The organism is Flavobacterium cheonanense (genome assembly GCF_039539185.1).
Taxonomy (GTDB): Bacteria; Bacteroidota; Bacteroidia; order Flavobacteriales; family Flavobacteriaceae; genus Flavobacterium; species Flavobacterium cheonanense.
The window spans coordinates 18848-27177 of sequence record NZ_BAABCT010000014.1; the positions used below are offsets into that span (position 1 = coordinate 18848).

The 8330-nt window shown below is 31.2% G+C and carries 8 protein-coding genes; 4 read left to right on the forward strand and 4 right to left on the reverse strand.

Annotated elements, in window-relative coordinates; translation table 11 throughout:
* Positions 1–51: 51 nt before the first annotated feature.
* Positions 52–1512 carry an aminoacyl-histidine dipeptidase gene (locus ABD766_RS14555; RefSeq protein WP_344817375.1) on the reverse strand — a complete coding sequence of 487 codons (1461 nt, stop codon included), beginning with the start codon at positions 1510–1512 and terminating at the stop codon, positions 52–54.
* Between the two features lie 166 nt (positions 1513–1678).
* Between ABD766_RS14555 and ABD766_RS14560 the strand changes: the two genes are divergently transcribed.
* Complete coding sequence (locus ABD766_RS14560) at positions 1679–2740, forward strand: DUF3810 domain-containing protein (protein WP_344817376.1); 1062 nt, start codon at positions 1679–1681, stop codon at positions 2738–2740.
* A gap of 616 nt (positions 2741–3356) precedes the next feature.
* Here ABD766_RS14560 and ABD766_RS14565 read toward each other — a convergent pair.
* On the reverse strand, positions 3357–4661 hold the full coding sequence (locus tag ABD766_RS14565) for an NAD(P)/FAD-dependent oxidoreductase (RefSeq protein WP_344817377.1): 1305 nt from the start codon (positions 4659–4661) through the stop codon (positions 3357–3359).
* A gap of 360 nt (positions 4662–5021) precedes the next feature.
* Between ABD766_RS14565 and ABD766_RS14570 the strand changes: the two genes are divergently transcribed.
* Entirely contained in the window at positions 5022–5516 is a 495-nt protein-coding gene (locus ABD766_RS14570; protein ID WP_344817378.1) for an RNA polymerase sigma factor, read from the forward strand.
* A gap of 4 nt (positions 5517–5520) precedes the next feature.
* Positions 5521–6177 carry a hypothetical protein gene (locus tag ABD766_RS14575; protein WP_344817379.1) on the forward strand — a complete coding sequence of 219 codons (657 nt, stop codon included), beginning with the start codon at positions 5521–5523 and terminating at the stop codon, positions 6175–6177.
* Positions 6178–6210: 33 nt separating this feature from the next.
* On the opposite strand, the gene ABD766_RS14580 is transcribed toward ABD766_RS14575, so the two are convergent.
* Positions 6211–7020: a lysophospholipid acyltransferase family protein gene (locus ABD766_RS14580; protein ID WP_344817380.1), complete on the reverse strand. Its 810-nt coding sequence runs from the start codon at positions 7018–7020 to the stop codon at positions 6211–6213.
* A 45-nt stretch (positions 7021–7065) separates the two neighbouring features.
* Entirely contained in the window at positions 7066–7704 is a 639-nt protein-coding gene (locus ABD766_RS14585) for an NUDIX hydrolase (protein ID WP_344817381.1), read from the reverse strand.
* A gap of 67 nt (positions 7705–7771) precedes the next feature.
* On the opposite strand from ABD766_RS14585, the gene ABD766_RS14590 reads away from it, so the two are divergent.
* On the forward strand, positions 7772–8215 hold the full coding sequence (locus ABD766_RS14590; RefSeq protein ID WP_344817382.1) for a DUF4268 domain-containing protein: 444 nt from the start codon (positions 7772–7774) through the stop codon (positions 8213–8215).
* Positions 8216–8330 lie beyond the last annotated feature (115 nt).

Genomic DNA, 8330 nt, shown 5'->3' on the forward strand with positions numbered 1-8330 from the left:
CGCTTATTTCTAAACGAGGTTAAACTGCAAACTGTGACTGAACACTGTTTACTATTTTAAAGGAATATTCGCTAAAATTTCTAAGAAAAACTTCCAGAATTTTTGAGAAGACGAAATACTGGCTCTTTCATCTGGAGAATGCGCACCGTGAATTGTTGGTCCGAAAGAAATCATGTCCATTCCTGGATAATTGGTTCCTAAAATTCCACATTCTAATCCTGCGTGGCATGCAACAACTTTTGGTTTATCGCCGTTTTGTTTTTCATAAATTGAAGTTAGAACATCTAATATTTCCGATTTCGGATTTGGTGTCCAACCTGGATAGCTTCCGCCAAATTCTACTTCGCAACCAAACAATTCGTAGGCAGAACGCAAGGCATTTGCTAAATCAAATTTAGAACTTTCAACAGACGAACGTGTTAAATTTTGAATCGAAATTTCGCCATCTTTTACAATAACTCTTGCAATATTATTAGAAGTTTCTACCAAATCTTCCATATCAGCACTCATGCGGTAAACACCATTATGAGCTGCATAAATCGAACGAAGTAAACCTTCTTGAACTCCTAAATCCATCACTTTTGAAGGTAAATCTGACTTTACAATTTCGATAGTCAAATTAGGTTCCATTGTTTTGAATTCGGCTTTAATATCACCAATAACTTCCTGCATATCAAACACAAAAGCTTCGTCATACATAGCCGCTACTATCACTTTAGCAACACTTTCTCTAGGAATAGCATTACGCAAACTACCTCCAGAAATTTCAGCAATTTGAAGTCCGAAATTCTCAAAACCATCAAATAATAGACGGTTCATGATTTTGTTAGCATTCCCTAAACCTTTGTGAATGTCCATTCCTGAATGTCCGCCATTCAACCCTTTTACAGTTATTGTATAACCTACAGAACCTTCTGGTGTTTCTTCTTCATTATAACTTCTTGTAGCCGTAACATCAACGCCACCTGCGCAACCAATGTCAATTTCGTCGTCTTCTTCTGTATCAAGATTTAAAAGAATTTCTCCTTTTAAAATACCGCCTTTTAGGTTTAAAGCACCGGTCATTCCTGTTTCTTCATCAATGGTAAAAAGTGCGTCAATAGCAGGATGCGGAATGTCTTTACTTTCTAAAACTGCCATAATTGCGGCAACTCCAAGTCCGTTATCGGCACCAAGTGTTGTTCCTTTTGCTTTCACCCAATCACCATCAACGAACATATCAATTCCTTGCGTTAAGAAATCGAAATTAGTGTCGTTATTTTTTTGGTGTACCATATCCAAATGTCCTTGTAGAACAATGGTTTTGCGGTTTTCCATTCCTGGAGTCGCTGGTTTACGGATGATTACATTACGGATTTCATCTTCAAAAGTTTCTAATCCTAAACTGGTTCCGAAGTTTTTCATAAACTCAATAACACGCTCTTCTTTTTTTGACGGACGTGGTACTGCGTTTAAATCGGCAAACTTGTTCCAAAGTGCTTTTGGTTCAAGGTTTCTAATTTCTTGGCTCATTTTTATGTTTGTTTTGACACGAATTTCACGAATTTTCACGAATTAATTTAATGCGGAAATTTCACGAAATTACAGATTGCATTATTTAATATTAAAACACAAAGTTACAAAGTTTAATTTCTTTGCGAATTGATTTGTGATTATATTTACAATTCAAAATTTATAAGTGAAACGCAAATACCTTCTTCCGATATTTTTACTATTTCAGATACTATTTCTGAAAGTGATTGCTTTTTTTCCTGAAACGGTTGAACGTATTTATAGCAATGGTTTGTACGTTTACATTTCTAGAATTTCAAGAACATTTTTGGGCAAAATTCCTTTTTCTGTTGGAGATGTAATTTATGGACTATTGATTATTTATTTACTGATTCAACTTTGGAAAACGAGAAAATCGTGGCGATTGCAATGGAAAAATAATTTTTTAAAAATTATTAATGTTTTATCGGTTGTTTATTTCTTGTTTCATTTTTTATGGGCTTTTAATTATTACCGAGTTCCGTTATTTGAAAAAATGAGTATTCAACGCGAATATTCTGATGAAGATTTGTTTCGTTTTACTGAGAAATTAATTGCTAAAACCAATGAAATTCATTTTAAAATTACGAATAATAAAAACCTGAAAGTAAGTGTTCCCTATTCGCAAGATTCTATTTTTAAGATGACTCAAAATGGATACGATAATTTGGGAAATCAATATACTTTTTTCAAATATGAAATATCTAGTAGGAAGAAATCGTTGTTTAGTTTGCCGTTGACCTATATGGGTTTTGGTGGTTATTTGAATCCGTTTACGAATGAAGCACAAGTCAATGATAAAATTCCGATGGTTGGTTTTCCGATGACAATTAATCATGAAATGGCACATCAAATGGGTTTTGCGAGTGAAAGTGAATGTAATTTTATAGGATTTTTAGCAAGTGTAAAAAACGACGATTTGTATTTTCAATATTCAGCTTATCAATATGCTTTGCGTTATTGTTTGAATAACATTGGAATGAAAAGTGAATCAAAATTTGAACATTATAAAAATAAAATCAATCCTGGAATTATAGAAAACTACAAAGAAAGTGAAGCGTTTTGGAAAAGTTATGACACGATAATCGACAAAGGTTTTCACGCTTTTTACGATCAATTTTTAAAAATGAATCAGCAAAAAGATGGTTTAGAGAGTTATAGTAAATATGTGGACTTGTTGATTAATTATTATAAAAGTTGCGAGTTGTAAAGTTGCGAGTTTCGAGTTAAACTTAAAATAAGATAATTTATTAAGAGAAAAACTATATTTTGACAATAGAAACTTTAATTAAAAACTACCTTAATTTATATTTTTCAAATTAAAAATTTCAGGAAAAATTATCATCAAAAAGACAATTGATAAAGTTAAAACACAACTAATAATAAAATAATTACTTCCTAAATTTATTTGGTTTTTATTCCCATATTTATTTATCAGAAATTCATGTTTTTTATTATAAACTAATAAAAAATAATTAGTCATTAAAAAAACATAAAAATACTTAAAGTTCTGAGGTTTTTATTTAATGGTAAAACACTAAAAAAATTACTATTGATATCAAAAAGAATAATCAAAAGAATACAAATTAAAAAAACATTTAAAAAGTTTGATACGACTAAAACAATAAGAGAAAGAAATAATGAAACTTTTGAATTTCCATTTTGGGAATGCAAAATTTTAAGAAATAAACTGACCCAAATTCTATAATAAATTTTTAACATAATTATTTATATATCAATTTAGTAGGTTCTGTATTAGAATTTGATTTTTTTCTTTTTCAAAAATATTTCCGAAACTTGAACCCGTAACCCGAAACCCGTAACCTTTAAACCTCGTCAGAAGTAAAAGTCACAAAACTTCTCTTTTTAAAAGGTCTTACAATTAATCTTCCTTCTCTATCAAAACGAACGTAGTTGTATACCCAATTTAGGAAAACAACAGCTTTATTTTTGAATCCGATTAGTGAAAATAAGTGCACAAACATCCACACAAACCAAGCGAAAAGTCCGTTGAAATGGTATTTTGGTAAATCTACAACGGCAAGATTTCTACCTATTGTTGCCATGGAACCTTTATCGTTGTATTCGAAAGGTTTCATTGGTTTATTAGCTAATAATTTCACTAAATTCTCTCCTAATAAAGCACCTTGTTGTAAAGCTGGTTGCGCCATCATTGGATGACCTTGCGGATATTTTTCGCTTTCCATTGAGGCAATATCACCAATGGCAAAAATATTATTGTAACCTACTACTTGATTGAATTGGTTTACTCGAATGCGTTCCACACGTTCTACAAGAGATTTTGAATCCAATCCGTGAATGGCAGCACCTTGAACACCTGCGGTCCAAATTACAGTTGCGGTTTCAAAAGTTAAATCGGAGTTGGTTGTGATGGTTCTTCCGTCGTAATTGGTTACACGAACATTTTTATGAACAATTACTCCTAAATCAACCAAGAACTTCTCGGCTGCTGCAGAAGATTTTTCAGACATTGTGTTTAAAACTCTGTCACCACTTTGAATCAGGTTGATTTCCATTTTAGAGATATCTAAATCTGGATAATCTTTTTGTAGAATAGCTCTTTTCATTTCGGCAAGTGCGCCTGCAAGCTCTACGCCTGTTGGTCCTGCACCTACTAAAACAAAATTTATTAGTGCATTTTTATCTGCTTCGTTTGTTGTTAAAACGGCTTGTTCAAAATTTTCAAGAATCAAACTACGAATATTCAACGATTGCGGAATGGTCTTCATTGACATCGAATTGCGTTCGATTTCCTTGTTCCCAAAATAGTTGGTTTTTGAACCGGTTGCAATTACTAAATAATCGTAATTTAAATCACCAATTTCTGAAATTACTTTTTGATTTTGAGTATCGATTTCTTTTACAGAAGTTAATCTAAAATAGAAATCCTTGTATTCTTGGATTACTTTTCGAATTGGATAAGCGATAGAACCTGCTTCTAATCCGCCAGTTGCTACTTGATATAGAAGTGGTTGAAACGTATGGTAATTATGTTTGTCGAGTAAAACAACTTGTAGGTTTTTGTTTCTTAGTTTTTTAGCTATTGATAAACCTGCAAATCCACCACCGATGATGACTACTCGCTTTTTATCTGAATGTGGAATGTTCATTGTAAAATGCAATTTTTCTTGAATACAAAGTTAGTTGTTTTTTGATTGTAAAAGTTGCTTAAATGTTTACAAGTTTTAGTGGTTTTGAAAATCTGATTTCATATATGACGATTACTCATTAGCCCTGATTGCAATGGAAAGCTTTTTCTTTTGTTGCCTGAAGTTTCACATTGAGCCTGTCGAAATGCACTCGAAGGCAACAAAAGAAAAACTTGGAATGGAAAGCAGGAAAAAGGTTTGTAGAAATACTCAAGCGATTCGCTCCTTCAAAAATCAATTGGCATTGAAATGTGACTTTTGAAATTGAAATTGATTTACGTATCTTGTAACAAAATCTAATAAAGGTTTACTAACGTATATATGAGCGAGAATTTGGAACAGACATTTGTGCAGCAATTGCGTGAAAATCAGAATATAATCCACAAGATTTGTAGGTTGTATACGTCTGATGGTGATGCGCATAAGGATTTGTTTCAGGAGATTACGATACAATTATGGAAAGCTTTTCCGAAGTTTCGTGGTGATGCCAAATTTTCGACTTGGGCCTATCGAGTCGCTCTAAATACTGCCATTACTTTGTATCGAAAGAGTACGCGAAGTGTTTCTACAGTGGAGTATGAAAAGCATAGTTTTTTTATTAGTCAAGACGAATATAATAGCGAAGAAGAAGAGCAGATAAAATTGATGTATCAAGCGGTGCATCAGTTAAATGATATTGAAAAGGCATTGGTTTTTATGTATTTGGAAGATAAAGATTATACAGAAATTGCCGAAACATTAGGTATTAGTGAAGTTAATGCAAGAGTTAAAATGAATAGAATTAAAGGGAAATTAAAAAAAATATTAAATCCGTAAGGTTATGATGGAAGAGTTGGATTTATTAAAAAAAGACTGGAAAAAGAACGAAAATTCTTTTGAACAGGTATCGGAAGTGGATATTTATAAAATGTTGCATAAGAAGTCGTCTTCAATTGTGAAGTGGATTTTTTATATTAGTTTGATTGAGTTATTACTTGGAATTGTAATAAATATAGTTTTATCGTTTACTAAATATGATACTCAGAGTATTGATTTGTATAAAAAATGGGGTGTTTATGAATTTTATATTGTAATCACTGTGTTCTTGTATGCTGTGGTTTTATATTTTATTTATAAGTTTTATCTAAATTATAAAAAAATATGTGTGATTGATAACACCAAACACTTATTGACAACGATATTGAATACAAGAAAAGTTGTAAAACATTATGTGATTTTTAATTTAACTTCATTTGCCGTAATTTTTGTAACCATTTTTAGCGTAGGATTTTATCATATTTACATTGATACTATGCTGAAAAAAGGCATAGAACATCCTGAAATTTCGTTTAAAGTAATTGCAATAAGTTTATTGATCATCATTATAATCACTTCTGTATTTACATTCCTATTCTGGTTATTTTACAAAGTATTGTATGGAATATTATTAAAACGATTATATAGAAATTATAATGAATTAAAGAAAATTGATTTATAAAAGAAAAGTCTCGTTAATAGCGAGACTTTTTTATTAATAATCCCACTGACGTAGGCGATTTAGTTTTTCTTGTTCTTCAATTTCTTCTACTGGAATTACTTTAAGAAAAGATGCATGTTGCTCAATAGCATATTCTACTTTTTCAACAATTTGCTCGATGGTTTCATTTTCGTAGTCAATTTCGAGTGGCTCTTTTATTGTAAATGATTGAAGGATATTTTTCTTTTTAAGGCGCAATCCTTTTTTATCAAAAGAACGTCTAAAACCGTCTATAACTATTGGAACAACAATTGGTTTGTGTTGCTTGATGATGTGAGCGGTTCCTTTTCTTACGGGTTTAAAAGACTTTGTAGTTCCTTGCGGAAAGGTAATCACCCAACCATCGGCAAGAGCAATTTTGATATTTTCTGTATCGTTTGGATTAACTTCACGTTTTTCAGTAACATCTTTTCCTCCAGCTCTCCAAGTTCTTTCAACAGTAATTGCTCCTACGTAAGCCATAATTCTAGGAAGTAATCCTGCTCTCATAGTTTCACTTGCTGCAACGTAATAAACATTCATTTTTGGTTGCCACAAATATCCCACATTTTTGATTGAATCTTCTCTACCCGAGAGGCTCGCATTAAAAACATGAAACATGGCTACAACATCAGCGAAATAAGTCTGATGATTGGATATAAAAAGCACATTTTTATCAGGTAAACTTCTAATAATTTCAGAACCTTCTATTTGTAATTCATTAAATCCACGATAACGTCTATGAGTTATCACGCCAAAAATTCGGATAAGCCATTTCTTAATAAAAAGTATATGTCCAAAAGGATTTCGTTTAAATAATCCCATAATAATTTGTAGAAAATTGAAAGACAAACATACAAAAATTAAAATTTATAGAACCATTTTCAATACATCTTTTAACTCACTCAACATCATTGCAGTTGCACCCCAAACGGTATGCTCCTCAATTTGAAATACTGGCACTTCAATCAATTTAGAATAGGAAGTTTCTAAATTCTTAATACTCATAATGGTATCATCTAAAAGTGCAGATAAAGGTAATTCGATAATTCCTGCAACTTCCTCTTCTTGAAGAGTAAAGGTTAATTCAACTTGAGATATTCCTAAAAAAGGATACACCAAAAAATTACTTGGTGGAATGTATATAGAAGAAAAATCTCTAATAACATGAATATCATTTGGATGAATACCTATTTCCTCATGAGTTTCTCGTAAAGCAGTTTGCTTTAAGTCAAAATCAATTTCTTCAACTTTACCTCCAGGAAATGCAATTTGGGATGAATGAACACCTGGATAAGAATTTCTTACAATTAATACTAAATGTGTAACTTCATTTTTAGGATAAAACAACATCATTACAGCAGCTTTTCTTACCGAGCTAAGATCATAACTATTTTCCTCCATCATTTTAACTCTTTCCAACGGCGCCATTTTAACATGTGAAGAAATAGAAGGTAATTCTACTTTCAAAACATTCGTGATAGCATTAAAAAACAAGTTGAAATTCATAGTTATTAGTTCTAATTATTTATAAATTTACCAAAAAAACACAACAAACCCAAAAATAAAATTCTAGATGTATAGTAAAGAAGAAAGTTTAAAAATTAAAAAAGAATTTTGGGTACAATTTGCAGAAACATATCCCAGAAAATGGCTTTTATACGATACAAAGATAAAAGATGTAACTTTCAAATTCTATGTTGATAATAAAAAAGCACAAGTTTTATTAGATATCGAGCCAAAAGAAGAAGAAAAAAGAAAAATATATTTTGAAAAAATTGAATCTCTCAAAACTATTTTACTAGAAGAATATTTACCAGATGCAATTCTTGAACGAAACCATTATTTAGAAAATGGCAAGATTATAAGTAGAATATGGATTGAAAAACTAAACGTAAGTCTAAATAACAAGAACACTTGGAACGAAATATTCGATTTTTTTAGTGAAACTATGACCCAATTTGAAACCTTCTTTTTCGAATACGAAGAATACATTAAAGATCTAGAAACCAATACTTAGTATAATTTTTATGGCGTGCCCCAAGGGTCGTGCTATCCGCTGTATCTTTTCTTTTTTAAGAAAAAAAGAAAAGGATGCCGCTACTATCACTCACGCAACCCACTAAAAAAAACAC

What these genes read in the sequence shown, in the direction of transcription:
- ABD766_RS14555 (WP_344817375.1), bottom strand. Translation starts at nt 1,512, where the DNA reads ATGAGCCAAGAAATTAGAAACCTTGAACCAAAAGCACTTTGGAACAAG.
- ABD766_RS14565 (WP_344817377.1), bottom strand. Translation starts at nt 4,661, where the DNA reads ATGAACATTCCACATTCAGATAAAAAGCGAGTAGTCATCATCGGTGGT.
- ABD766_RS14570 (WP_344817378.1), top strand. Translation starts at nt 5,022, where the DNA reads ATGAGCGAGAATTTGGAACAGACATTTGTGCAGCAATTGCGTGAAAAT.
- ABD766_RS14575 (WP_344817379.1), top strand. Translation starts at nt 5,521, where the DNA reads ATGATGGAAGAGTTGGATTTATTAAAAAAAGACTGGAAAAAGAACGAA.
- ABD766_RS14580 (WP_344817380.1), bottom strand. Translation starts at nt 7,020, where the DNA reads ATGGGATTATTTAAACGAAATCCTTTTGGACATATACTTTTTATTAAG.
- ABD766_RS14585 (WP_344817381.1), bottom strand. Translation starts at nt 7,704, where the DNA reads ATGAATTTCAACTTGTTTTTTAATGCTATCACGAATGTTTTGAAAGTA.
- ABD766_RS14590 (WP_344817382.1), top strand. Translation starts at nt 7,772, where the DNA reads ATGTATAGTAAAGAAGAAAGTTTAAAAATTAAAAAAGAATTTTGGGTA.